Source organism: Pseudarthrobacter sp. DSP2-3-2b1 (genome assembly GCF_049895945.1).
GTDB lineage: Bacteria > Actinomycetota > Actinomycetes > Actinomycetales > Micrococcaceae > Arthrobacter.
On the sequence record NZ_JAFCTI010000004.1, the window covers coordinates 236,242 to 261,022 of the forward strand.

The following is a 24,781-nucleotide window of genomic DNA, read 5'->3' on the forward strand; positions in this document are numbered from 1 at the left end:
CGGGCAACACAAACTCCGCGACGAGGATGGGCCTTGCGCTAGATCGCGTCTGAGGCCTCGCCGCGGCAACTAAGAAGGAGGAGCTCTGCGCGCACCTTTTGAGAGTAACACGCGTGCGTAAGATGGAGGAGCTACAACTCCCGTTACGTCCACCATGCAGACGCCGCACCGGTGCCAGCGCCGGCAGCGGCATGTCACACGAAGGAGCTTTCGTGCCCATCTCCGGGATCGACTTGTCCAACATCGACCACACCGTCCGGCCGCAGGATGACCTTTACCAGCACGTCAACGGAGCATGGCTCAAAGCCACGGAGATTCCCGATGACCGGCCGCTGGAAGGGACCTTCACCGCACTTCGCGATGGGGCTGAAATTGCGGTCCGCGAGATCATCGAAGAAGCAGCGGGCAAGGGCGAGGCCGCCAGCGGGATCGAGCGCAAGGTCGGGGAGCTTTACAACAGCTTCATGGACGAGGCCACCGTGGAGGCCAAGGGAATGGAGCCCATCCGCGGGCGGCTGGCCGAGGTTTTTGCCACCGGCTCGGTTTCCGAGCTGGTGGCGCTGGCCGGCAGGTTGTTCCGCGCCGACGTCTCCGGGCTTTTCTACATCTACCCTGCACCGGACGCCGGCAACCCCGACCGCATCCTGCTCTATACAGGCCAGGGCGGACTGGGCCTGCCGGACGAGTCCTACTACCGCGAAGAAAAGTTCGCGCCGATGGTCAGCTCATATACAGACCATGTGCGGACCATGCTGACGCTGGCGGGAGTAGAGGATGCGGCCACGGCAGCCACCCGGGTAGTGGCTCTCGAAACCAGTCTCGCGTCCCATCACTGGGACAATGTGACCCTGCGGGATCCGCAGAAGACCTACAACCTCAAGTCCGCCGAGGAAGCAGGTGCCTTGTTCCCCCTCCTCAACACCTGGTTTGACGCCGCGGGCGTGGAAGCCGGGAAACGGCAGGAAATCGTGGTCAGCACCCCGGACTTCTTCAGCGGAGCCGCCGGCCTGCTGGAATCTGAGCCGTTGTCCGTCTGGCAGGAGTGGCTCGCCCTGCGGGTCATCAACTCAGCCGCCCCTTATCTGTCCTCGGAGTTTGTGGATGCCAACTTCGCCTTCTACGGGACCACCATCAGTGGAACTCCCCGGAACAAGGACCGCTGGAAGCGGGGTGTGGCGGTGGTCGAAGCCGGTCTGGGCGAAGCCGTGGGCCAGATTTATGTCGCGAAGCACTTCCCCGAAACGCACAAAGCCCGCATGCAGACCTTGGTGGCCAACCTGATCGAGGCCTACCGGCAGAGCATCACAGGTTTGGACTGGATGGGCGAGGAGACGAAGGTTGAAGCCCTGCGGAAACTTGACGCGTTCCGGGCGAAGATCGGCTATCCGGACGAGTGGATCGACTACTCCGCGGTGGAAATCGATCCCAGCGACCTGCTGGGTAACGTCGAGCGCGCCCATAATGCCGACGTCGACCGTCACCTGGACGAGGTGGGCAAGCCGGTGGACCGCAACAAGTGGCTCATGACACCCCAGACGGTGAATGCCTACTACCATCCGATGCTCAATGAGATCGTCTTCCCCGCCGCCATCCTCCAGCCGCCGTTCTTCACGGCGGATGCCGACGACGCGGTCAACTACGGCGGTATCGGTGCAGTGATCGGCCACGAGATCGGCCACGGTTTTGACGACCAAGGCTCTCAGTTCGACGGCGGCGGCGCCCTGCGGAACTGGTGGAGCGAGGAAGACCGGAAGGCATTCGAGGAACTCACCGCGAAGCTGGTGGCCCAATTCGAGGTGTTGTCCCCGTACGCCGCACCGGGGCACACCGTCAACGGCAAACTGACGCTGGGGGAAAACATCGGCGATCTTGGCGGCCTGACCATCGGCTACAAGGCGTATCTTCTCAGCCTTGACGGCAAAGAGCCTGAAGTGCTGGACGGACTGACCGGGCAGCAGCGCTTCTTCGCTTCCTGGGCGGCCGGCTGGCGGCAGGTGATCCGCCCCGAGGAAGCAATCCGGCGGCTCGCCACCGATCCCCACTCCCCCAACGAGTTCAGGACGAACGCCATCGCGAAGAACCTCGACGCGTTCCACGAGGCCTTCAGCGTGACGGACCAGGACGGCATGTGGATGGAGCCGGAGGCACGCGTCAGCATTTGGTAGCAGTTCAGACGAGGCAAAAAGAGGCGGGGCCCGATTCACTACGGGCCCCGCCTCAGCTGCAACCTGTGGACCCTTGCAGGTCCGGTCCAGCCGTACTGTCCGTCAGTCCTGCACGATCAGCACCGGATTGGCCTGCTGGCACACGCTGTCACCTGCAGTCTGGTTGACGATGTCCTCGGGGAGGGTCACCCCGGCTCCGTAAGCAGTGCCGGACATGAAGTCCGTCCCCAGGTAGACCTGCACACCCGGGATGGCAGGAGCCAACAGTACCTGCGTGGCGGGAATCCCCAGCACGGCAGCGACGTCAGCGGCCACATCTGCGAAGTCCGGCCCGTAGTAGATCACCGATTGCTCCACCGGAGCGGCTGCGAACTGCCCCGTTTGAGCGAAGCCGCCCGCAAGCAGGGCCTGCACGATCTCCTGGGCCCGTCCTGTGACGCCGGTACCGTTGGCCACGGTGACCGGCTGGATCGCTTTGTCGTACGGAGCCGCCGGGGGGGCTGTTTCGGTGGGCGCCGCAGACGGGGACGCCGTTTCTGAAGGCGCCGGCGACGGAGTGGTGGGGGCTGTGGGATCTGTGAGGTCCACATCCTCGCGGAGGGCGGTAAACAGCTGCGAACCGGCAGGCTCCGCGACCTGGAGGCGGTTGACATCTGTCACTGCCGGCGTGGTGGGCACTGCCACGAAGGCCACCTTGCTGATGTCGATGTCCTTGAGCCGGTTTCCGATGGTGACCAATGAAGGGACCGAAGCGAGGCCTTCGTCAACCGTGAGGTTCTGCGTCACCACATCCGCGATCTTGAGCATCTTCCCAGGGTCGGACAAAGTACCGTCGTCCTTGATCTTGCGGGTAAGGGAGGAGAGGAAACCCTGCTGCGCCCGGATGCGCCCGAGGTCGCCACCGTCAGCGAAAGCATGCCGGGTCCGCAGGAAGGCCAGGGCCATTTCGCCCTGGACAGCGGACGTGCCCGCCGGCAGCCGGAGCTGGGAGTCCGGATCGTAAACAGCATCGCTGATGCAGACGTCCACCCCGCCCACCGTATTGGAGAGTTCCTTGACGGCGTTGAAGTCAGCCATCATAAAGTGGTCGACTTCCAGGCCGGTCAGCTGGTTAACCGTGTCGACGGCGCAACCGATGCCCGCCTCCGCCATGGCTTCATTGATCATGATGCCGCTGCGTGCCGGGTAGGCCTGCTTCGTCTCAGGATCCGTGCACTGCGGGATGTCCACCAGCAGGTCCCGGGGGAAACTGATGACGCTGACGCGTTTGTTGTCCGCCGAGATGTCCATCAGCATCATGACATCGGCCTTGCCGTAGCCCGTGGACTCGTCCACGCCACCGTACTCGGAGTTTTTTCCGTCCCTGGTGTCCGAGCCCAGGATCAGGATCTGCATCCTGCCGGTGAAATCGTTGGTACCGCTCCCGTTGCTGTCACCGGCATTCAGGGGTGCGGTGGTGATGTTGGACTGCAGCCGGAAGTACCAGTACCCGGCAAAGCCGAGGCCAGCCACCACCAGGACTGTCAGGACCGCGGCTGTCACTTTAAGCCAGGCGGGCATCCGCCCCTGGGATCCAAGGTGCCGGGCAACGCCCATGGTGGAGCTGTCCGCGTGCCGGGAAACCGGACCGTTTCCGGCTGACGGGTCAGCACCGTACTCGCGATTGTCGCGGCCTCGCCCCATGTGGTGTACCTTCCTCTGAAATCAAAATCCGGTCCATTTTAGTTGCCCAGGCTGGGAACTTCCCGATGACCGGCCGGGGAAGGAGAATAATGACGGCGTCAGAACCCCAGCTTGACCAGCTGTTTGGGGTCGCGCTGCCAGTCCTTTGCCACCTTGACGTGAAGGTCCAGGTAGATCCGGGCACCGAGCAACGCTTCGATCGCCTTGCGGGCATTGGTGCCGACTTCGCGGAGCCGGGCGCCGCCCTTGCCGATGATGATGGCCTTCTGGGAAGGACGTTCCACATAGAGATTGACCCGGACATCGAGGAACGGCCGGTCCTCCGGCCTGCCCTCACGCGGGACGATCTCATCGACGACGACTGCCAACGAGTGCGGCAATTCGTCGCGGACGCCTTCGAGGGCAGCTTCCCTGATGAGTTCGGCGATCATCACCGCTTCCGGTTCGTCCGTGAGGTGGCCGTCCGGATACAGCGGGGGTGACGCCGGCATGTGGGTTATCAGCACGTCGGCCACCGTACTGACCTGGAAACCGTCGGTGGCGGAGACGGGCACGATGTCCTTCCAGCCGTCCTCCCCCAGGACGTCGCGTCCCAGGGCAGCGACCGCAAGCAGCTGCTCGGTCAGCCCCTGGCGGTCAACCGTGTCCGCCTTGGTCACAATGGCAATAACCGGCTTGTTGCCGATGGCGGCGAGCTGTGCGGCAATGAATTTGTCGCCGGGGCCGATCTTTTCGTTTGCAGGCAAGCAGAAGCCGATCGCATCAACCTCTGCAAGGGTGTCCGCCACGAGGTCGTTGAGGCGTTTTCCCAGCAGGGTCCGGGGGCGGTGCAGGCCAGGGGTGTCCACCAGGATCAACTGGGCGTCGTCGCGGTGGACGATCCCCCGGATGGTGTGCCGGGTGGTCTGCGGCTTGGCGGACGTGATGGCCACCTTCTGCCCGACCAGGGCGTTGGTGAGGGTCGATTTTCCTGCGTTCGGGCGCCCCACCAGGACCGCAAAACCGGCCCGGTAGCCGCCGAAGTCCGGTGCGGCTGGATTCTGGTTGGCCGGTGGCTTATTTTTCTTGTTCACGTGGAACTCCCTGCTGGGTTGCTTCGGCCTCGTCGAGGAGGTCTTCAAGGTCAGTGTCTACTGCTGGTGCGGGTGCCGCAATGATGTGGCTGACCCGGTTGCGCCGGCCTTCAAGCCTTTCGGCGCGCAAGGTGATGCCATCCACATCCACGCTGCTTCCCACGATCGGTACGCGGCCCAGGGCCTTGGCCAGGAGGCCGCCCACGGTGTCCACTTCGTCGTCGTCGAGCTCAATATCGAAAAGCTCCCCCAGATCGTCAATGCTCATCCGGGCACTGACACGGTAGGAGCCGTCGCCCAGGGCAACGGCTTCGGCGCTTTCGGTATCGTACTCATCCACGATTTCGCCCACAATTTCCTCAATGAGGTCCTCGAGCGTGACAAGGCCGGCCGTGCCGCCGTATTCGTCGATGACGATGGCCACGTGGGTCGATTCCTTCTGCAGTTCCCGCAGCAGGTCGCTGACCGGCTTGGATTCGGGGACATAACGCACTTCGCGGGCCAGTGCTTCAATCCGCGGCTGTTCGTCGTCGGGTCCCAGTTCGTGCAGCGTTGCCGCGACGTCCTTCAGGTAGACAATCCCGAGGATCTGGTCCGTATTGTCGCGGATCACGGGCATCCGGGAATACCCGGAACGCAGGAAAAGGGACATAGCCCGCCTGAGGCTTGAGCCGGCGTCGATCGTGAGGATGTCCGTCCTGGGCACCATGACTGCGCGTACCAGGGTATCGCCGAAATCGAAGACGGACTGGATCATTTCCGCTTCCGTGTCCTCGATCATGTCCGATTCGGAGGCCCGGTCCACCAGTTCGCGGAACTCCTGTTCGCTGAAGAAGGCTTCATCCCCCGCCGGCGCGCCGGGCGCTGCGGCGCTTCCAAGTGCTACGAGCCATCCCGGGATGGGGCCGAGGATCCACGTCAGGAACCGGATCATGCCGGCGGTGGAGCGGACAACGGCCGCGGAGTGGAGCCTGCCGATCTGGCGCGGGGAAACCCCGACAATAACGAACCCCAGCAGGGCCATGATTCCGGTGGCTGCAAGGCCGGCGAGCCACACGTTGTCCAGCAGGCTGTGCAGCAGGACCGCCACGGCAACCGCGGAGGCCATCTCGAACCAGACCCGCCAGAACCTCAACGCCCGGATGTGGGCTACCGGCTGGGCCAGAATGCGCTTCATGGCGTTGCCGCGGCTCTTCAGGAGCGCGTCTTCGGCATCGTGCCGGGGAAGGAAAGTAAAAGCGGCTTCAGCCGCGGTCAGGAGTGCCGCCGTACTGAGGAATGCCAGGGCCATGCCAACAAGGATCAGGGGCGTCACTGCGTGGTCTCGGCGGGTGCGTCTTTGCCGGTGAATCCCGAGAGCAGCTGCCGCTGGAGGCCGAACATCTCTTCCTTCTCCTCGGCCTCGGCATGGTCGTAGCCGAGCAGGTGGAGAATCCCGTGCGTGGTCAGGAGCAGCATCTCATCCTGCAGGGAATGGCCGGCATTCTTGGCCTGGGCCTGGGCCACCTGCGGGCACACGGCAATGTCCCCCAGCATTCCTTGCGGGGTGGGCCGGTCCGGTGTGCCGGGTGTCAGCTCGTCCATGGGGACCGAGAGCACATCGGTGGAACCTGGCTCGTCCATCAGTTCAATGTGAAGCTTTTCCATGGCAGGTTCGTCCACCAGGAGGATCGAGAGTTCAGCCTGCGGATGGATGTACAGCTGCTCGAAAATGTACCGCGACAGGGCCACGAGCTCTGCTTCGTCCACCTGGACGCCAGACTCGTTGTTCACCTCGATGCTCATGCGTGTTCCCCCCGCTTTTCGCGACTGACCGAATGCTTGACTTTGTTCCGCTGGACGTCGTCCCACAGGCTGTAGGCCCGGACGATGTCACCCACCAGGCGGTGGCGGACCACATCCGTTGAGTCCAGGACCGTGAAGTTGACGTCTTCGATGCCCTGCAGGATTTCCTCCACAATCCGCAGCCCGGAGCGGGTGCCGAAGGGAAGATCCACCTGGGTGACGTCGCCGGTGACAACCATTTTGGAGCCGAAGCCCAGCCTGGTCAGGAACATCTTCATCTGTTCAGGCGTGGTGTTCTGTGCCTCGTCCAGAATGATGAAGGCGTCGTTGAGCGTGCGTCCGCGCATGTACGCCAGAGGAGCCACTTCGATGGTGCCGGCAGCCATAAGACGCGGGATGGACTCGGGATCCATCATGTCGTGGAGGGCATCGTACAGCGGACGCAGGTAGGGATCGATTTTGTCGCTGAGGGTGCCCGGCAGGAAGCCAAGCCGCTCGCCGGCTTCAACCGCGGGCCTGGTCAGGATGATCCGGCTGACTTCCTTCTGCTGCAATGCCTGGACCGCTTTGGCCATGGCCAGGTACGTCTTGCCGGTGCCTGCTGGGCCGATGCCAAAGATGACGGTATTCGCGTCAATCGCGTCAACGTAGTTCTTCTGGTTCAGCGTTTTGGGCCTGATGGTCTTTCCACGGCTGGAAAGGATGTCGTGAGTCAGGATGTCCACAGGATTCTGCAGGGACTGGCTGCGCAGCAAGGCCACAAGCTGCTGCAGAACCGCGGGGCTGATGACTGTGCCGCGGGCTACCAGGCCGCGGACCTCATGAAGCAGCCGCATGATGCGGGGCACTTCGGTGGCAGGTCCGCTGATGGACAGTTCGTTCCCACGGACATGGAAGTTGACTGAAGGGAACTGCTCTTCGATGAAACGCAGGGCCTCATCGTGGCTGCCGAGGGATTGGACCATCTGATCGGAGTTGTCGAAGAGAACCACCTCCGTCCGGACACCGGGAAGTGAATGGGGGAATTCTCCGGCGGCGCGGTCGGTATTCAGCCGGCGCTTTCCGTTCGTTGATTCAGTCATGGTGCTGGCCCGCAGGCCCGTGGTCCCCTCCAGTTCGATTTCATCTGCCGACGGCGGCTGCCTGAGCGGGTTGTTGCCGCGCACGCAGGAGCCAACGGATTCCTTCCATCTTACGCCAGCAGGCGCACTCCGGCGGAGCCACTGATGCCCCCGGGCAGCCGGCGGACCCGAAGATTCCCAACTGCAGGGATGTCATTAGGTATCAACTTCATATCGGGCTCATATCGTTCCCGTTGCAGTTGCGCCCCCGCGCCCGCTTCCGGCCTTGTGGCACAACCCGCTATGCCATGCTGGAAATCAAAGCCGTCCGGGGACCGGCTCAGGAGGCCCACGCCTCAGTATTCACTTTCAGGAAGGACAGGGCCACCAGAGTGCCGGACACAGCGATGCCCCTTACTGCGGGACGTGCCGCGCGGCGGTTGCGTCTGCGCGCAGCCGTGGGTTCCCTCGCTGCCCTCCTGTTGCTCAGCGGCTGCATCGCGGAGCCTGGCCCGGAATCCACCCTGCCGGGAAGCGCCACTGCTGCCGCGTCGGGCTCGCCCGGTGTTCCCGCCACCAGCGCACCGCTGGAGACCACCCAGTCCTCGAACAAAGCTCCGGTCTATTGGCTTGGCCGCAGCAACGGCAACGTTTTCCTTTACCGCGAATTCCGGGACGTGCCGGAACAGGAAAATCCGGTGACGCGTGCCCTGCGCGCCATGATGTCCGAAAAGCCGCTGGACCCGGACTTCTTCACGCCCTGGCAGAATCCCGAAAAACTGGCGTCCTCCATCTCAGGCAAGAATGTGATCACCGTGGACCTCTCCGAGGACGCGTTCAACAGCAACCTCGACGCCGATATGGCCGTGCGTGCCGTCCAGCAGCTGGTCTACACGGCCACGGCCGCAGCGGCCAGCTCCGGCCTGATCGACTCCGGCCAGCAAATCCAGGTCAGGGTGCTGGTGGACAGTCACACGGACTATATGGCATTCGATCACGTCCAGCTCGGTGGCCCGATGTCACGTGCCGGCGGGCTGGCGGCACCCGTGTGGATCATCGACCCGCAGGAAAGCACCACCCTCGCGGGCGGCAGTGTCAAGATCAGCGGCCGCAGTACCATTGCGGGCGGCAAGCTGGGGTGGCAGATCCTGCGGGTGGAAGGAAACGGGGACAAAGCGCCTTACCTGACCGGGGAAACCACCGCCGGTACAGAAGCCGCCCAGTCGGGCCTGTTCACGCTTGCCCTCAGTCTCTCCTCAGGCAACTACGAGCTCCGGGTCTCGCAGGTGGACGCCGGCACCGGCCAGGAGCTGAACGTGGATACCCGGAACTTTACTGTCGGGTAGCGCTCCAGCGCCCCAGTACGTCACTCGCCAGCACCACCGCTGCAGGCCCTGCTGTGGAGGACCGGAGGACGTGGTGCCCCAGCAGTGCCGTCACTGCGCCGGCATCACAGAGCCTGGTGACTTCGCGGGGGCTGATGCCGCCCTCCGGGCCGACGATCAGCAGGATTTCCAGCGGACCGGGCCCGGGTTCGGCAGCTTGCCACGCCTCCAGCACAGTACGCAGCGGCCGCACTGCGTCTTCATGGAGGATCACCGCCAGGTCTGCGGACGCGACGGCGGCGGCGAGGCCCGGCGTCTCGACGGCGGCACGCACCTCGGGGATCCATGCGCGGCGTGCCTGTTTCGCGGCGGCCGTGACCACGGACTGCCATTTGGCATGTGCCTTGGCGGCCCGCTCACCCTTCCACCGCACAATGGACCGTTCCGACTGCCAGGGGATCACGGCGTCGATCCCTAACTCCGTGGCGGTTTCGACGGCCAGTTCGTCCCGGTCCCCCTTGGCCAAAGCCTGGACCAGCACCAGCCTGACAGCAGGCTGTTCCTCAAGCGCCAGCGCCGCGCATTCCACCGTGAGCCCAGCGGGGGACGCCGAAACAACTTTTCCGGTGAGCCGCTTTCCGGCGCCGTCGGCGATGTCCACCGGTTCCCCCGCGGCGAGCCGCTTCACGGTCACCGCGTGGCGCGCCTCCGGACCTTCAAGGACGAACACAGCGCCGGGAATCATGTGGTCCAGCGTCCCTGCACCACTGAAGAAGACGGGATTGCTCACCGCTACAGGTTACCGAACCGGTCCCGCAGCTTCGCGAACACGCCGCCGCTGACGGCCAGCTTGCCCTCGGTGAACTGTTCTCCGCGCAACTTCGCCAGCTGCCTGAGGAGGTCCTCCTGGGCGGCATCGAGTTTCGCCGGCGTCTCCACCTGGAGGTGGACCATCAGGTCGCCGCGGCCGTACCCGCGCAGGTGGGTCACGCCCAGGCCGCGGAGCGTGATGATCTCCCCGGACTGCGTCCCGGCCTTCACGTCAATCTCCTGGAGCCCGTCGAAGGTCTCCAGTGAAAGCTCGGTGCCAAGGGCGGCCGCGGTCATCGGAATGTTGAGGGTTGCGTGGAGGTCGTCGCCGTCGCGGGCGTACGTGGCGTCGTTGTTGACACGGATTTCGACGTACAGGTCTCCGGAGGGTCCGCCGGCCGGGCCGGCTTCGCCCTGGCCGGAGAGCTGGATCCGGGTGCCTGTTGCCACACCGGCCGGCACCTTGATGGTGAGCGAACGGCGGCTGCGGATACGGCCCTGGCCGCTGCACTCGTTGCAGGGATCCTTGATGACGGTGCCGAAGCCTTCGCAGCTGCCACACGGGGCGGCCGTCATGACCTGGCCCAGAATGGAACGGACGGCCCTCTGGACCTGGCCGCTGCCACCGCAGATATCGCAGCGTTCGGGGTGGCTGCCCTCACGGCAGCATGAACCGTTGCAGGTGGGGCACGTGACGGCGGTATCGACTTCAAGCTTCTTGTTGACGCCGAACACGGCGTCCCGGAGTTCGATCCGGACGCTGATGAGCGCATCCTGGCCACGGCGGACCCGGGACGCCGGACCGGCCTGGCCGCCGGCCCCGAAGAAGGTGTCGAAGATGTCCTGGAACGCGAAGCCCTGGCCGGCGTAGCTGCCGCCGCCGAAGCCGTTGTCGGTGCCGTTCTCGTTGCCGGTGGTGTCATAGACCCGGCGTTTCTGGGGATCCGAAAGCACCTCATAGGCGTGGGTCACGGCCTTGAAGCGGTCCGACGCATCATCTCCGGGGTTGACGTCCGGGTGAAGTGTGCGGGCCAGCTTGCGGTAGGCCTTCTTGATCTCTTCTCCGGTGGCTTCCGGCGAGACCCCGAGGACGTCGTAGTGGCTGCTCAAAGTTCGTATCTCTTCCTTGTTGTACTGCCGGCGGCTGGACCGCCGGCACTGCTCATGGTGCCTGGGCCGGTGCTGTTACGGACCCAGAATTCTTGAAAGATAGCGGGCGACTGCCCTGACGGCGGCCATGGTGGTGGGGTAGTCCATGCGCGTGGGGCCCAGGACGCCGATCTTGGCGGTGCTGTCCGGTCCATAGGCCGTGGCCACTACGGATGCTTCGGCCAGGCCGACGTAGGGGTTCTCGCGCCCGATGCTCACGGTCACACCGCGGGGATCCTGCGCCATTTCGCTCAGGAGCCTGAGCATCACCACCTGCTCCTCCAGCGCCTCCAGGACCGGGCCGATACTCAGGGGGAAGTCCACATTGGACCGGGCAAGATTCGCTGTTCCTGCCATGACCATACGGTCTTCGCGGCTGCTGTGGGCGAGTGTTTCCAGGCCGTGTGCCAGCGCCTGCGCGGCTGCGCGCTGCCCAGGGCTGACCGACGAAACCACCGCCGGCAGCAGTTGGGTCAGCTGGCTCAGCGGCGTGCCGGACAGGGATCCGAGGAAGTGGGTCCGCAACCCGGCGACGGCGTCCTCGCCAAGGTCCTGGCCGACGTCGGTCACCCGTTGTTCGACCTTGCCGGTGTTGGCAATCAGGACAACGAGGACCCGCCGCGGGGCCAGGAGGACGAATTCGATGTGCCGGATGGTTGCCCGGCTGAGGTGCGGGTACTGCACCACGGCAACCTGGTTGGTCAGCTGCGACAGCAGCCGGACCGTCCGCTCGAGGACGTCGTCGAGATCGTCGGAGCCCTCCAGCAGCGACTGGATGGCCCGGCGCTCTGCCGGGGAGAGCGGCTTGACCGCGGAGATCTGGTCCACGAACAGCCGGTAGCCCTTGTCAGTGGGAATCCTGCCGGCGCTGGTGTGCGGTGCCGTAATCAGGCCTTCGTCCTCCAGCGCCGCCATGTCGTTGCGGATGGTGGCGCTGGAGACGCCAAGGTGATGGCGTTCCACCAAAGCTTTGGAACCCACAGGCTCACGGGAGTGCACGTAGTCCTCCACGATGGCACGCAGTACTTCAAGTTTGCGCGGCTCGCTCACACTCCACCTCCATCTACGGGTCGCGGCTGTCCGGCCGGGCCGCCGGCATCCTCCCGATCCTGCGGACAGGGCAGCCGGGAAGGACTGGCCGGCGTTAGCACTCGACATGCCTAAGTGCTAACAGTCTAATATGACTCGCCCCGTTGTTAGCATTGGTACCGCTCCGGGCGAAACTCCGGGGGACCATCTAGCGCAAGGCGGAGTCAACCGATGCAGTACCAGAATTGGGGTCCGCAGGAAATCAAGGCGCCCGTCAGGAATGAACTCCCCGAGGTTCCGGTGGAGCGGGGAATGGTCCTCGAAGACGCGCAGTCCGGCTGGGTGGGTGCCGTGACCCGGGTGGAAAAGTCCGGCGGCATGCACGTGGTGGCCCTCGAAGACCGGCGCGGCAAGTCCCGTTCCTTCAAGCTTGGCTTCGGTTTCCTCCTGGAGGGCCAGCCCATCCGGCTGATGCCCCCCGCTCCACGGCAGCCCGGGATTCCGGCCAGCGCCGGCCGGACGGCCTCCGGCTCAGTGCGCGTGGCAGGCCAGCGTGCGCAGGTAGCCAAGGCGAGCAGGATCTGGGTGGAAGGAAAGCACGACGCCGAACTCATCGAAAAGGTCTGGGGCGATGACCTGCGCGTGGAAGGCATCGTCGTCGAACCTCTGCATGGCATCGATGACCTGGCGGGGGCGGTGGCTGCTTTCCAGCCGGGACCCGGCAGGCGGCTGGGTGTGCTGGTGGACCACCTGGTGGCTGACTCCAAGGAGTCCCGCATCGCAGCTGGGGTAATGGCATCGCCGGGGGCGGCCGGCAACGTCTTGATCGTGGGGCACCCTTACGTTGACGTCTGGCAGGCCATCAGGCCATCGGTGCTGGGTATTAGCAAGTGGCCGGTGGTTCCCCGGGGGCAGGACTGGAAGACGGGCATCCTGGCGGCGTTTGGCTGGCCGCACGCCACCAAGGAGGACATCGGGCTCGGCTGGCAGAAGCTCCTGGGCGCGGTCCACACCTACGCGGACCTGGAAGCGTCCCTGCTGGGCCGGGTGGAGGAAGTCATCGACTTCCTGACAGTGCCTTAGCTGACCGGGAAGGACGCCGGCGGGGCATTTGGCCATTGACCCAGTATTCTTGGTACTGCGGAGGCAGCCGTTTCGTCAGGCAAGTACTCTCCAACAAGCACTATTGCACTCTCGAAGGAATGAACAGTGGCACAAAACGCACGCGAGCACCCGGACGATCACGGCCGTTCGGAGTACCAGGGCGTTCCCGCAAATGCGTTGCCCCTCACGGCCAGCGAAGACCGGCAGTGGGCCACCCTCGCCCACTTTGGCGGGATCCTTGGCTGCGTTCCCTCACTGCTGATTTTCCTGATCTTCAGGGAGCGCGGCCCCTTCACAGCGCAGGAGTCCAAGGAAGCCCTCAACTTCAGCCTGCCGCCCACCATTGCTGCACTGGTGGCCAACCTTCTGGTCTTCATCCCCGTGGTGGGAAACATATTTGCCGTCATCGCCACCCTGATCTGGATCGCCCTGACGTGCTTCTCGGTGGCCGCCGGCATCCATGTCAACAAAGGCCAGCCGCACCGATACCAGTACAACCTGCGCTGGATCAAGTAGTCCCCAGCCACACCAACGCTTTAAGCGGTTTCAGTCCGGCAGGATCCGCCGCACCACTGCGTCGGCCAGCAGGCGGCCCTTGAGGGTCAGCACCAGCTTTCCGCGGAACGCAGCCGGCGCCTCCACCAGGCCGTCGGCGATCAGCCCGGCCATGGCGTGACGGCCCGGCTCCCCCAGTGTTGAGACCGCAAGCCCCGAGACGAGCCGCGCCTCGAGCATGACCCGCTCCACCTCACGGGTTTCCGGATCCAGGGTTTCCCGTCCGGCGGCCGGGGAGAGCCCTTGCGCCAGCCGTCCGGCGTACGCAGTGGGATGCTTGACGTTCCACCACCGCACACCGCCAACATGCGAGTGGGCGCCCGGACCGATACCCCACCAGTCATCGCCCCGCCAGTACGCGAGGTTGTGCCTGCACGCCTGCTCCGGTGTGCGGGCCCAGTTGCTGACCTCGTACCAGCCCAGCCCTGCCGCGGTGATGAGTTCGTCGGCGAGTTCGTATTTGTCGGCGTGGTCGTCGTCGTCGATGCCTGGAACTTCGCCCCGCCGGATCTGGGCGGCGAGTTTGGTGCCGTCCTCCACGATCAGCGCATAGGCGCTGATGTGGTCCGGCTGGTAGGACAGCGCTGTCTCCAGGGATAAGCGCCAGTCAGCCAGGGACTCCCCCGGCGTTCCGTAGATCAGGTCCAGGCTCACGGCCAGGCCGGCGTCGCGGGCCCACTGCACCACCTGCGGCACACGGCTGGGAGTGTGCGTGCGGTCCAGGACCTTCAGGACGTGGGGAACGGCGGACTGCATGCCGAAGGAAACGCGAGTGAAGCCCGCTTCCTTGAGGATGGCCAGGGATTCGGGGGTGACCGAGTCCGGGTTCGCCTCGGTAGTGACCTCGGCGCCAGGCTCCAGGCCCCAATGCCCGACGGCGGCACTCAGGATCTGTGCGAGGTCTTCAGCAGGGAGCAAGGTAGGGGTACCGCCGCCGAAGAAGACGGTGCTCAGCGGCCGGTCCGGCAGCCCTGAGCCCCGGAGGACGTGAGCGGCGAAATCCACTTCGGACACGGCTGTGGACGCGTAGGCATCCTGGGAAGCACCGCCGCCGAGTTCGGTGGCCGTATACGTGTTGAAGTCGCAGTACCCGCAGCGCACAGCACAGAACGGGATGTGCACGTACAGCCCAAAGGCGCGTTCCGCAGAACCGTCTGTTGCCTGGCTGGGCAGCAGACCGTCCGACGGCGCCGGGTCGCCGAGGGGAAGGGTGCTAGGCATTGCGGCGGCCTCCGGTGGTCAGGGCCACGCTCATCATTACTTCTTGGCCTTGTCCTTGGACTCGTCCGTGGTCAGCGCAGCGATAAACGCTTCCTGGGGGACCTCCACGCGGCCCACCATCTTCATACGCTTCTTGCCTTCTTTTTGCTTCTCCAGCAGTTTGCGCTTACGGGAGATGTCGCCGCCGTAGCACTTGGCCAGGACGTCTTTGCGGATGGCCCTGATGCTCTCGCGGGCAATGATCCTGGAGCCAATGGCGGCCTGGATGGGTACCTCGAACTGCTGGCGCGGTATGAGCTCGCGGAGCTTGGTGGTCATCATGACGCCGTAGGCGTAGGCCTTGTCACGGTGGGTGATGGCGGAGAAGGCGTCAACCTGTTCGCCCTGGAGCATGATGTCCACCTTGACGAGATCGGCCACCTGGTCGCCGTCGGCCTTCCAGTCCAGCGAGCCATAACCGCGGGTCTTGGACTTGAGGATGTCGAAGAAGTCAAAAACGATCTCCGCGAGCGGCAGCCGGTAGCGGATTTCCACGCGGTCTTCGGAGAGGTAATCCATGCCGCCGATAACGCCGCGGCGGCTCTGGCACAGCTCCATGATGGCGCCGACAAATTCGTTGGGTGCCAGGATGGTCGCCGAAACCATCGGTTCGCGGACCTCGGCGACCTTTCCGGTGGGGTATTCGCTGGGGTTGGTCACATGGACCACCTTCTTGTCCTCCAGCGTCACCTCGTATTCGACGTTGGGGGCGGTGGAGATCAGGTCCAGGTTGTACTCGCGTTCGAGCCGTTCCCGGGTGATCTCCAGGTGCAGCAGACCGAGGAAGCCTACGCGGAAGCCGAAGCCCAGCGCCGCTGACGTTTCCGGTTCGTAAACCAGAGCCGCGTCGTTAAGCATCAGCTTCTCCAGGGCGTCACGCAGCACCGGGTAGTCAGTGCCGTCCAGTGGATACAGGCCGGAGAAGACCATCGGTTTGGCATCCGCATAGCCCGGGAGGGATTGGGCCGCCGGCTTGGCAAGGTTGGTGACGGTGTCGCCCACTTTGGAGAGCCGGACGTCCTTCACACCGGTGATCAGGTAGCCCACCTCGCCCACGCCAAGGCCCTTTGAGGGGGTTGGTTCCGGGGAGCTCACGCCGATTTCAAGGAGTTCGTGGGTGGCCCGGGTGGACATCATCTGGATGCGTTCGCGGGGGTGGAGCATGCCATCAACGACGCGGACATAGGTCACCACGCCGCGGTAGGTGTCGTACACGGAGTCGAAGATCATGGCCCGGGCAGGGGCGTTCGGGTCACCCTTGGGGGCGGGGAGGTCGCGGACGATCTTGTCCAGCAGGGCTTCAACGCCCATGCCGGTCTTGCCGGAGACACGGAGGACGTCGTCGGGGTCGCCGCCGATCAGGCTGGCAAGCTCCGCGGCGTACTTTTCGGGCTGGGCGGCCGGGAGATCGATCTTGTTCAGGACCGGGATGATGGTGAGGTTGTTCTCCATCGCCAGGTAGAGGTTGGCGAGGGTCTGGGCCTCAATGCCCTGCGCCGCATCCACCAGCAGGACTGCGCCTTCGCAGGCTGCCAGCGAGCGGGAGACCTCGTAGGTGAAGTCAACGTGACCGGGAGTGTCGATCATGTTCAGCGCATAGCTGTTGCCTTCGAGTTCCCACGGCATGCGGACGGCCTGGGACTTGATGGTGATGCCGCGCTCGCGTTCGATGTCCATGCGGTCCAGGTACTGGGCCTTCATGTCGCGGGACTGAACGACCCCGGTGAACTGCAGCATGCGGTCGGCCAGCGTGGATTTACCGTGGTCAATGTGCGCGATGATGCAGAAATTCCGAATGATGGCCGGATCTGTCGCGGCGGGCACCGGGGCGGTGCGGGCCATGGGAGACACGCAGGGTCCTTACTGTTGGCATTCACGCGGCCGCCTGCAGGACGCACCGAAGGCACCCTGCGGCCGGGCCGCACATTTAGAACCTCCAGTGTCCCACGTCGGGGCCCATCGCACCGCATCCAACGGGCAACACCGGGCCGGCGATATTGTTGGCCCATGCCTATTAACCTCCGCTCCTTGGCCAGCGCCGTCCGGATGACGGTCAGGGTCCTGGAGAAATTCAGATCCGGCACAGCCCGGCCTGCCGGCCCTGCAGCCCCGCAGAGAGCAACACCGAAGACAGTCTCAATTCGGGCTATGTCTATCTCTCGGACAACGAGTCGCAGACGGGCCTCACGTCGGCGGCCGACCGAATCAATGCAGTAAAATCCTCGCTCGCCTCAGTGACCTCAAATATTGCTGTCGTGGTTGTGGGCGACCTACCGCCCACAACAACAACTACAACCCACGGCCAAACACACTATCTGGACGAGCAGGGCAAATTGGTGGGCACCCAGCCAGAGCCGGCACCTAGCGGATCAGATGAGGCCGTCCAATCTACTGACGATTCCTCGGCTACCAGACCCGGTCGTCCTGGCACCCAACAGGAGTTTGGCGCCATCCTCGATCACTTTGGTCTGCCGACAGGGTCGTCCGCTGTGCCCACGTGCCCTCCAGCAGCACCAAAGACTTGGTCCTATCCAAAGCGCCAGGATCTCGGCGTACCGTCACGACTAAAGAAAGCTGTCTGTTCGATGGACAGCTCAACCATCCTGCAAGATGTCGTGGATAACTTCCGGTTCGACAACGACGCATTGCTCATGGCATTGAAGTCGTCCACCAAGATCATCAAGCGGGAGTACGACCTCTTCACACAGACCGCTGGAACTTCTGAGAACTTCCATGCTGCGTTGGCACAGAAAGAAATTGATGCCCGCGCTCAAGCGATCCTCATCTCCGCTGACGAACTTCAGGTGATCGACATGAAGGGGCTGCAAGGGGCTCTGCTGCAGCAGTTCACAAAGGAAGTTCAGAGGGCGGGACTTTCCGGATTCGAAACGGAAGAAAAAAGAGTCGCGGGGTTGAACAAGATCTTGGCATTGCGACCCACAGCCCTGCGGAGTGCCGTCGCGAAAAGCATCACCCGAAACATGATTTCAATCGATGCCGAACCACTGCCCGAAGTCCTCAGCTCGGAGGAGAGTCTCCTCGGAGCTCGCCTCAACATCTATGGTGTCTTCCCGGCGAACATGAATTCATGGGAACTGCAGCTAGCGCAGGAACTTGATGATGACTTAACGGGGACCGTTCGCTGGTGGCACAGAAACCCAGTCCGCCGCCCAGAGTCCGTCAGTCTTCCACTCCCGAACAAGTACCAGTTCTACCCTGATTTCGTCGTTGGAGTGAAAAACCGTCAGCGAGGGAACGGCATTTTGCTTGTCGAAACCAAGAACGCCATCAATGACCAGCAAGGCGACTCTGTAGTTAAAAACCTGGCTTCTCATCCGGATTACGGCAACGTCATGATGCTGTTTTGGGAGGATAAACGCGAGTGGCAGATCGTCGAATACGATGCCGCGAAAGAGAAGAATGTCCTAGAGCGCATTTTTAGGATCACCCTCATGCCCAATTACTGAGGTAGAGCGGAAGGGCCGGCACTTTTTGATGCGCCGGCCCTTCCTGGGTTTCCCTCTGCAAAGGAAATCTATGGTTCAGCCTAGCTGAACTCTTTGTAACGCTGCCATGGGACGGGGATCGTCGTTGTTCCTAGTCCCGCGGGGGGATGGTTCCAGGGAGTGTGTCGCGTTGAGCGGCGGTCCGCCGCTGGTGAGTGGCTGCCGTGGTGTGTCTTGGGCGGCGGACCGCCCCACTTTTGGGAGGTTCCTGGCCCTGCCTGTGGTGGGTGGAGCCCTTGCCGGGCGGTGTTCCTGCCGCCCGGCAAGGTGGTCTTATGCGGCTTCGGTGGTGGTTTCCTTGCCGCTGTCGATGATGATTTGCTCGGTCTCGGATGCGGTGTAGCCCCATGTGACCAGCTGGTTGAGGTAGTCGCGGTGGCTTTGGTGCGGTGACCGCCATGAGTCCTTGGCTATGGTCTTTTCGTACCCCGCGCAGATCAAGGCGATCAAGGAAAACTCGGGCCGTGCGGTGGTGCTGGCGACGTGGTCGCGGAGCGGGTTCCAGCCCCAGCGTCCGCTCTTGTCTTCGGTTTTGGCTCCAATCATTTCTGCGGCAACTTCACCTTGATAACCGCTGGCGGTCTCAGGGTGGTGGGTGATGGCGTGGACGGTGAAGTACTGCCATCCCTTGGGTGCCTGCTTGCGAGCCAGCAGGTTCTTCACAAACTCCCGGCGTACGAAACCAGCGGACTCCATGGCCTTGTTATTGGCGATAAGGGTCTTCCGTTCGGCTTTCTGTTCCTCAGTCATGGGGCCGGACTGCGCCTGTCGGGTGCCGTCGTAGCGCTCGTGGCGCGGAGTGAAGCCGAGTTCCTTCCATCCACTGATGACTGGTTTAGCGGTGTGGGTGCCTTGCCAGTCGCGCTGGATGATGTAGGCGTTGGCGTCGTCCTCGGTGGCAGGTTCACCATCGGCCCGGTTCGCGGCCGAGACGTACAGGGCTTCTTCGTCGGCGTAGTGGCCCGCGTCCTCCACGATGGTCTTGCCCTGGCCTTCGAGTTCGGCGACCAGCGCGGCACGCGCGGCGGCGATGTCCCGCTTGTCCCGCAGGCGCTGGGTGACGTGCAGGAGCATGTCGGGTTCGTCAGCGAGGACTGATTCAAGTTCCTCGGTCGCTTCGGCGTCGCCTTCAATTATGTGGACAGATTCTGGCCGTCAAGGTCGTTCTGCGAATACGAGCCCGCGTTCCCCGAGAACGTCAGTTTGCGACCGCACGACGCTCGACGGGGAGCTTGATTCCCGTAAGACAAGGAGGACCGCGCCATTTTCGCGCGGTCCTCCTTGTCTCTGGATCAACTTTGAGTCTTACCTCGTTGTTGCGCTCCCTCGAGCACGCCTACGGCTTACCATCCAAGTGGCGGCCCAGAGTAGGAGTACCAGCAGAAGAGTTTCGGTTCCATTCGGGGCAACAGCAAACGCTGCCATGATGTATGGCAGAACGAACACGAGAAATGCCGTTCCCGTAAGTACCAGAATCCATGCCCACTTATTCACTGCTCCCCCTAAGCTCCATCAAAAAGTTTCAGACACCTTTAGTATGTGACGCGGTGTTGTTGCCATACAACTGGAATTCGATCCAAGGCCGGTAGGTGTTTGTGCATCCCAGGTGAGTCGGGCACTGTTCGAAAGTGGCGGACTGGTAGGTGCGCACCTGCCAACCGCCTACAGGATTCGCCTGGATACCGTCCGCTCCTCGATAGTGATACGTGAAGTCCACGTATCCGACAGAGGGAAAGTCCCTGTGGCGGCTAGTCACTCGCGACCCGTCGGCGCACCAATCAACCTGCCGTTTCCAACCGAAAGATTGAGTCGCAAAACTCCACTTTTGGACTTCCGCCGTCGTGATCCAGCATTGCGCTGCCATCAGGTTCAAGGTCAGCGGTGAGGCTACTGGCGACTTTTCAACTGGCACCGCCACCGTTTCAGCTTCGGAGAATTTCCAAGTCGTGTTCTTTGGATCCAGTTCGGCAAGACCGGCAGCAGAAAGTACTGCTGACTGCTCGTCGTTGAGGGTCTCATCAAGTGCGACGGCGGCCAAGGCCTCCTTTACATCGACTGGTAGAGCTTTGCGGTTCGCCTTCTGAACCTCTGTTGCCGGCGTTGTTTGGCTCCAGTACTTCGATGCCAAAATTTTATCCACCTGAGCTTCGTGGCTTTCGCTCTTCCCATTTGAAGCCGTGGCTGGTGGCACTGCGGTCAGACAGAGCGCAGCGGCAGCTACGGCAACAAATGTCATTTTCAACTTCTTCAAAGTTCGTTCCCCCAAATCATTGTTAGTGGGGGACGGACCATTCACTTCGCTCCCCCGCTGGGAGTCAAACAGCGGAGGCCCAATTAGTCAAGTCAAATGATTAACCACCGATGGGCTCTCGTCCAGGTCGGTCAGCAGCTTTCTTATGCGGCGTTGTGTTGCCTCGTGGCGTTCAACTTCACGCGGCCATCCCCGGAGCTGGGCATCGGCGATGAGGTCTTTCTCGCGGTTCAATCGTGCCTGGAGCCTGGGGACGTACTCGCTTGTGGTGAGGAATTTTGGGCATGAAAGCATGAGCTCGCATTCACAAGGACCTTCAGCGGGCAGCCGGAGACAGTGGCCAAGCTCCAGTTCTGTTTTGAGGAAGTTGGTCTGTAGCCAGTGGAGGGCCTGGTCATCGAGTTTGTCGTTCATGAGTGCCTCGGCTGCAGGGCCGGCCATGCGGTTGCCGGCTGTAAGGGCAGCTTCGTATTGACGCCGGACTTCCGGGTCGGAGATGCGGCTATAGATCATGGACATGGCTGCGCTCTTGTGCCCCAATATGGTCATGATCGTCTGTATCCGTGCCCCGTTCTCGGCAAGTTGGGTGCCCAGGGTATGGCGGAGCCTGTGCGCACTCACTGTCCTGGTTCCGTTGGCGTCGACCAGTCCGGCGGCTGTGCAGGCCTTTTCGAAGGCGTCGTCGAAAAGAGTGGCGGAGGACAGGAGGCGGCCTTTGCGGATGAAAACGTACTCTTCTAATCTGCCTGTGGTGGGGTCGTGACGGGGTACCGCTTTCGTGGTCTTGGTGAGTTTGATGGCTTCCTGCAGTGCGGCAGCTGCGTCGGGGTGCAGCGGAATCAGTCGTTCGGAGTGGCCTTTGCCGACCGGGATCCGCAGCCGGGGGTGGCCGCCGACATAAGTGTCCAGGGAGTCGCAGGTCAGCCGCCTAATCTCGTCCCGCCGTGCCCCTGACCAGCGCAGGAGCAGCAACGCGGTCCGCTGCAGGGGATCTGTGAGCCCGTCGACGGCGCTCATCAAGGCATCCAGTTCATGTTGTGGCAGGTAGCGGGGAATGGTTTGGGGATTGCGGGGCCCGTCTCGGGTGGTCAGCAAGGGCCGGCCTGGAACGTGGTCCCAGCCCCAGATTCCGGTGTCGCGGCAGAAGCTGCCGATGGCGTTGATTTCGTGTTTGCGGGTCCTTGCATGCAAAGGTTCGCCGGTGTTCTGGCTGAGGTAGGTGGGCAGCCATCGCAGGTAGTCTTCGATCAGGGCCCGGTCCAGCTGAGCAAGGGAAGTGATGTGAGGGTGTTTGCGTCCCAGCCAGTTGACCAGCCGGCGTAGGCCGTCCCGGGCCAGCCTGACGGTCTGCGGGCGGTCAAACCCTGCCTCCAGGCGGGTAAGAAGGTAGCGCTCGATAACTGCCCGGATCAAGGGCGGACAGGGCTCGGGCAGCAGATTCTCTTCCCAGCCCGCACGGCGGACTGTCCCGGTCATAGGCGGTTCTGTCACCTGGTTGATGTTGAACAGCAGGACGTGGAGGCAATGGACTTTGGCCAGATGGGCTCTGATGAAACGTTCTCCGGCGTCCTCCCCTGTCATCTGCCAGGGAGACTTCCGGTAAAGCGCCGCGCGCAGCTCCTCGAAGTCCTTCCGCTGCCCAAAGCTGCGGATCTTCTCAGCCAGATCGAACAGGTCCTCGGCGGTGATGACTGTGATGTCGGGATCGCCTCGAGACAGCAGTAGCCGTCCGATCGTCCAGGTGAGGTTGGAACGGGACGAGGTGGCGCCGTAACCGAGTTCCGTCAGGCGTGCTGCGTGAGTGTCCAACAACTCCAGGTCTACGCCCAGCCCGCGGCCGCCGGCCTGAACGCTGAAGAGCCGCGCGTACTTACGGACGAAGAGGAACTCATGATCCAGGCCGATGCCGTGGACAAGGGCCAGATACACCAGATAGCCGCTGGCGCTGAACGTGCCGGTGCGCCCCGTCGCGCGTAGAGGACCGCCGGTGAAACCAGCCCTCACCAGGAGGGGCGCGGCGAACCATTCCTCCAAATCCGGCCAAGCGCGGACGAACCGGCGGTAGGCTGCCATCCGCTCGTAACGTGCGGCTTGGTTCGGGACATGGGCTTTAACCCAGGCACCGTACTCGGTTTCCGAAGCATGCCTGCGGGCCGAGGGAAAAGTAGCCCGCTTCAGTGCGCCGGTCCCCGGGCTCACTTGAGGCTGCCCAGTGCGGCGCGATATTCATCCCTGACTTGGGCGTCCGAGACCCGGGTATAGATACGGGTGGATTCCGGTGAAGCATGTCCCAGGCGTTGTTGAAGGGCCAATTCACGCATTCCCGCCTCCCACATCAGGCTCGCGTGCGTATGGCGCAGCGCATGCGGTGTTTTTTCGGGTGTTCGAAGACCGAGGCCATCCAGCCGGCGGGCGAACATCCGCACCAGCGCGGGATAGGACAGCGGCTCGCAGGCCCTAGCCCCATGCCCGCCCACAAGGAAAAGGAAAGGGCTCGCGGACCGTGAGGGTCGTTCCCGTAAGACGTACCTGTTAACCGCGTCCAGGGTGCGGGGCTCCAGGACATCCACGACCCGCTCCTGGCGGGACTTTCCCCTCACCCCGCCGGGGTGGTCGTCACGTTTGCGGACGACGACTCGCCTGCGGCCGTATGAGATGTCCCGCAGGTGAAGGCTAAGGACTTCCCCAGGGCGCAAGCCCCCGTCGAGCATCAACAACACCATGGCCAGATCCCGCAGGCAGGTCATGCTCTCCAACAGGGCTTCGACCTCTGGCTCGGCCAGCGGCCGCGGCAACCGGAGGGGAAGCTTGACCCGGATCTGCCGCCGGATAGGCTGCTGTCTGCTCGCCCCACCTGTAAACGGGCGGTGCCGTTCCGCCACCCTCGCCAGCACCGCGTCCGGTTGGCGGCGCATCGGGTTCTCGGCATCGAAAAGCTCCGCAATGATGGCCCACTCATAGAAGCTCGACACAGCTGCCAACACGCGGGCAGCGGTGGCTGGCGCCAACAACCGGCCTTCGGACCCGGTCACGGCCAAACCCAGTCGCTGCGCCGGCCGCCGACTAGGGCGCCTCCGCAACCACCCCAGGAAGTCCAAAGCAACGGCGGGCCGGAAATCGTTCCACTCGATGCCGGCCTGGTTCAGGAACTCGAACAGGTTCTTCAAATCAAATCCGTAGGCGGAGGCGGTATTCGGGCTCCCGCCCGAATCCAGGATGTGCTGCAGGAATCTGCACACAGGCACAACCTTGGCACCGTCCCGGTCATGAAGTGTCACCGATGAAACCACCCCGGATGACTTGGTCGTAACAACCCGCATCTGCGTCACCTTCCCAGTGCAACACCCCCAGCCTTCATCCTCCGTGAGGCTCGCAGTGTCCACATAAGAAAGAATTCGGCCAGAATCAGGGCCTCTTCAATGGTGCATCCTCTGCCCAGGGCGGCGTCCCCGGCGGCGGTGGATTTGGCCTTCAGCGCGTCCTCGACGGTGATCTTGGTCCGCCCGGTTTTCTTGGCGATCTGTGCCGCTGAAACGCCGATGAGGGAGAGCTGGTGGTAGGCGTCGGCTTCGTCGGCCTCGCTCAGCGCGGAGCGTTGGATGTTCTCGACCACCTGTGTGACGATGCGTTCTGCTTCTTCGGGGCTTTCGGTCACCATGACCGGGATGAGGGGGCGTTCGGCTTCGACGGCGGCGCGGGTGCGGCGCTGTCCCATCAGGACGTGCACGATCCCGTCGTCCTTACGGTGTGCAATGACGGGCTCGAGGACGCCGTGTTCTTTGATGCTGGCCACGAAGGCGGGGGTGAGCGCGGCGTCTTTGCGGACGTTGATGTCGATGGTGAGGGTTTTGGGGTCGAGCATTTCCAGCGTGGGTGTGGTGTTCATGGTTTTTGCTCCTTTTGCAGAGGAATGTGGTGGGTGGGGCGGCTCGTGGTGACCGGCCAGCTTCCCCTCTCCCCCCGACGCTTCTATGTCTGTCAAGCGGGCGGGATACAGGTGCGGCGCGGACCAAGTTGTCGCCTGG

At 63.3% G+C, this 24,781-nt stretch carries 18 protein-coding genes and 2 pseudogenes; 5 read left to right on the forward strand and 15 right to left on the reverse strand.

The genetic code is table 11. The annotated features are described in order from the left end of the window. Nucleotides 1–212: 212 nt before the first annotated feature. Nucleotides 213–2,165 (forward strand): M13 family metallopeptidase, encoded by a 1,953-nt coding sequence (locus ACP7AX_RS07615; RefSeq protein ID WP_426225982.1) that lies wholly within the window; start codon nt 213–215, stop codon nt 2,163–2,165. 102 nt (nt 2,166–2,267) lie between these two features. Here the strand turns inward: ACP7AX_RS07615 and ACP7AX_RS07620 are convergent, their stop codons facing one another. From ACP7AX_RS07620 to ACP7AX_RS07640, 5 genes are all read right to left on the reverse strand, one after another. Next, nucleotides 2,268–3,848 (reverse strand): LCP family protein, encoded by a 1,581-nt coding sequence (locus ACP7AX_RS07620; RefSeq protein ID WP_426225983.1) that lies wholly within the window; start codon nt 3,846–3,848, stop codon nt 2,268–2,270. A 98-nt stretch (nt 3,849–3,946) separates the two neighbouring features. After that, nucleotides 3,947–4,921: a GTPase Era gene (era, locus tag ACP7AX_RS07625; protein WP_426225984.1), complete on the reverse strand. Its 975-nt coding sequence runs from the start codon at nt 4,919–4,921 to the stop codon at nt 3,947–3,949. After that, the gene (locus ACP7AX_RS07630; protein WP_426225985.1) at nt 4,905–6,236 is read right to left on the reverse strand and encodes a hemolysin family protein; all 1,332 of its coding nucleotides are present in this window, start codon (nt 6,234–6,236) and stop codon (nt 4,905–4,907) included. The genes era and ACP7AX_RS07630 overlap by 17 nt, the downstream gene beginning before the upstream one ends. Then, the gene (gene ybeY, locus ACP7AX_RS07635; protein WP_108598106.1) at nt 6,233–6,706 is read right to left on the reverse strand and encodes an rRNA maturation RNase YbeY; all 474 of its coding nucleotides are present in this window, start codon (nt 6,704–6,706) and stop codon (nt 6,233–6,235) included. Before ybeY ends, ACP7AX_RS07630 begins: the two co-directional genes overlap by 4 nt. Then, nucleotides 6,703–7,788, reverse strand: a complete 1,086-nt coding sequence (locus tag ACP7AX_RS07640; RefSeq protein WP_426225986.1) for a PhoH family protein — start codon at nt 7,786–7,788, stop codon at nt 6,703–6,705. The genes ybeY and ACP7AX_RS07640 overlap by 4 nt, the downstream gene beginning before the upstream one ends. Nucleotides 7,789–8,174: 386 nt before the next feature. On the opposite strand from ACP7AX_RS07640, the gene ACP7AX_RS07645 reads away from it, so the two are divergent. After that, a complete protein-coding gene (locus tag ACP7AX_RS07645; protein WP_426225987.1) occupies nt 8,175–9,113 on the forward strand; it encodes a GerMN domain-containing protein in 939 nt (312 codons plus the stop codon). Here ACP7AX_RS07645 and ACP7AX_RS07650 read toward each other — a convergent pair. The 3 genes from ACP7AX_RS07650 to hrcA all read right to left on the reverse strand — a co-directional run bounded on the left by ACP7AX_RS07650 (nt 9,100) and on the right by hrcA (nt 12,101). Next, entirely contained in the window at nt 9,100–9,882 is a 783-nt protein-coding gene (locus ACP7AX_RS07650; RefSeq protein ID WP_426225988.1) for a 16S rRNA (uracil(1498)-N(3))-methyltransferase, read from the reverse strand. The genes ACP7AX_RS07645 and ACP7AX_RS07650 overlap by 14 nt on opposite strands. A 2-nt stretch (nt 9,883–9,884) precedes the next feature. Beyond that, nucleotides 9,885–11,012 (reverse strand): molecular chaperone DnaJ, encoded by a 1,128-nt coding sequence (gene dnaJ, locus ACP7AX_RS07655; protein WP_131684087.1) that lies wholly within the window; start codon nt 11,010–11,012, stop codon nt 9,885–9,887. Between the two features lie 75 nt (nt 11,013–11,087). Further along, a complete protein-coding gene (gene hrcA, locus ACP7AX_RS07660) occupies nt 11,088–12,101 on the reverse strand; it encodes a heat-inducible transcriptional repressor HrcA (protein WP_131684086.1) in 1,014 nt (337 codons plus the stop codon). A gap of 210 nt (nt 12,102–12,311) precedes the next feature. On the opposite strand from hrcA, the gene ACP7AX_RS07665 reads away from it, so the two are divergent. After that, nucleotides 12,312–13,163 (forward strand): DUF3097 family protein, encoded by an 852-nt coding sequence (locus ACP7AX_RS07665; RefSeq protein ID WP_131684085.1) that lies wholly within the window; start codon nt 12,312–12,314, stop codon nt 13,161–13,163. A 126-nt stretch (nt 13,164–13,289) separates the two neighbouring features. Beyond that, the gene (locus ACP7AX_RS07670; RefSeq protein ID WP_131684084.1) at nt 13,290–13,700 is read left to right on the forward strand and encodes a DUF4870 domain-containing protein; all 411 of its coding nucleotides are present in this window, start codon (nt 13,290–13,292) and stop codon (nt 13,698–13,700) included. 30 nt (nt 13,701–13,730) lie between these two features. Here the strand turns inward: ACP7AX_RS07670 and hemW are convergent, their stop codons facing one another. Both hemW and lepA read right to left on the reverse strand, forming a co-directional pair. Then, complete coding sequence (gene hemW, locus ACP7AX_RS07675; protein WP_426225989.1) at nt 13,731–14,960, reverse strand: radical SAM family heme chaperone HemW; 1,230 nt, start codon at nt 14,958–14,960, stop codon at nt 13,731–13,733. Between the two features lie 36 nt (nt 14,961–14,996). Continuing rightward, nucleotides 14,997–16,850, reverse strand: coding sequence for a translation elongation factor 4 (gene lepA, locus ACP7AX_RS07680; protein ID WP_426225990.1), 1,854 nt, complete (start codon nt 16,848–16,850; stop codon nt 14,997–14,999). A gap of 734 nt (nt 16,851–17,584) precedes the next feature. Here lepA and ACP7AX_RS07685 point away from each other — a divergent pair. Next, the gene (locus ACP7AX_RS07685; RefSeq protein WP_426225991.1) at nt 17,585–18,466 is read left to right on the forward strand and encodes a hypothetical protein; all 882 of its coding nucleotides are present in this window, start codon (nt 17,585–17,587) and stop codon (nt 18,464–18,466) included. 312 nt (nt 18,467–18,778) lie between these two features. On the opposite strand, the pseudogene ACP7AX_RS07690 reads toward ACP7AX_RS07685, so the two are convergent. The 5 genes and pseudogenes from ACP7AX_RS07690 to ACP7AX_RS07710 form a co-directional block, all read right to left on the reverse strand. After that, nucleotides 18,779–19,636 (reverse strand): annotated as a pseudogene (locus tag ACP7AX_RS07690) (ParB/RepB/Spo0J family partition protein); the annotation flags it as partial. Between the two features lie 391 nt (nt 19,637–20,027). Continuing rightward, a complete protein-coding gene (locus ACP7AX_RS07695; RefSeq protein ID WP_426225992.1) occupies nt 20,028–20,741 on the reverse strand; it encodes a hypothetical protein in 714 nt (237 codons plus the stop codon). Between the two features lie 102 nt (nt 20,742–20,843). Beyond that, complete coding sequence (locus tag ACP7AX_RS07700; RefSeq protein ID WP_426225993.1) at nt 20,844–22,829, reverse strand: tyrosine-type recombinase/integrase; 1,986 nt, start codon at nt 22,827–22,829, stop codon at nt 20,844–20,846. A 122-nt stretch (nt 22,830–22,951) separates the two neighbouring features. Continuing rightward, nucleotides 22,952–24,076, reverse strand: a complete 1,125-nt coding sequence (locus ACP7AX_RS07705) for a tyrosine-type recombinase/integrase (protein WP_131685269.1) — start codon at nt 24,074–24,076, stop codon at nt 22,952–22,954. Nucleotides 24,077–24,147: 71 nt separating this feature from the next. After that, a pseudogene (locus tag ACP7AX_RS07710) lies at nt 24,148–24,642 on the reverse strand (ParB/RepB/Spo0J family partition protein); the annotation flags it as partial. Nucleotides 24,643–24,781 lie beyond the last annotated feature (139 nt).